The organism is Hydrogenophaga sp., from assembly GCF_041633695.1.
GTDB lineage: Bacteria > Pseudomonadota > Gammaproteobacteria > Burkholderiales > Burkholderiaceae_C > Hydrogenophaga.
Window position 1 is genome coordinate 1 of the sequence record NZ_JBFJMY010000757.1, and the last position, 1,094, is coordinate 1,094.

The 1,094-nt window shown below is 62.6% G+C and carries 1 protein-coding gene; it reads left to right on the forward strand.

Annotated features, from left to right (window positions below; genetic code table 11):
- On the forward strand, positions 1-1,043 hold a 1,043-nt coding region (locus ABYB95_RS23870), incomplete at its 5' end, for a toprim domain-containing protein (RefSeq protein WP_372662969.1).
- Positions 1,044-1,094: the final 51 nt, after the last annotated feature.

Here is a 1,094-nt window from a genome sequence, read left to right on the forward strand (position 1 = left end):
AGGTGTTGTCGAACGAGGAGATCCGCGCCATCATCACGGCGATCGGGACGGGGATCGGGGAGGACGAGTTCAACCTCGAGGACGCCCGGTACCACAAGATCATCATCATGACCGACGCCGACGTGGACGGCGCGCACATCCGCACCCTGCTGCTCACCTTCTTCTACCGCCAGATGCCCGAGCTCGTGGAGCGCGGCCACATCTACATTGCGCAGCCGCCACTCTACAAAGTGAAGGCCGGCAAGGAAGAGCTGTACCTGAAAGACGGCCCGGCGCTGGACGGCTTCTTGCTGCGCATCGCTCTGAAAGACGCCAAGGTTTCAACCGGTGGCGCGACCAACGCCGTGCTCGAAGGCGACACCCTGGGTGAACTGGCACGCAAGCACCAGGTGGCCGAAAACGTGATCGCCCGCCTCTCCAATTTCATGGACGCGGAAGCCCTGAGGTCCATAGCCGACGGCGTGTCCATCAACCTCGACAACGTGGAGCAGGCCGAGGTCAGCGCCGTGGCCTTGCAGCAAAAACTGCGCGAACTCGCCAGCACCGGCGTCCCCGCCGAAGTGGCCGCCGAGTTCGACGAGCGCAGCGACAAACCGATTCTGCGCATCAGCCGCCGCCACCACGGCAACGTCAAGAGCAGCGTGCTCACGCAAGATTTTGTGCACGGCGCCGACTACGCCGCCCTGGCCACCGCCGCCGAGACCTTCCGGGGTCTGCTGGGCGATGGCGCCAAGGTGATGCGCGGCGAAGGCGACAAACAAAAAGAAGAAAAAGTCAGCGACTTCCGCCTGGCCATGCGCTGGCTCATCTCGGAAGCCGAACGCACCACCAGCCGCCAACGCTACAAGGGTCTGGGTGAGATGAACCCGGCCCAGCTCTGGGAAACCACCATGGACCCGACCGTGCGCCGCCTGCTGCGCGTGCAGATCGACGACGCCATCGAAGCCGACCGCGTGTTCACCATGCTGATGGGCGACGAAGTGGAGCCGCGCCGGGAGTTCATCGAAGCCAATGCTTTGCGCGCGGGGAATATCGATACTTGAGGTGTCGGATGACAGGAAAAGTAAAAACTTCGCCAAGACAATGAAAAACTA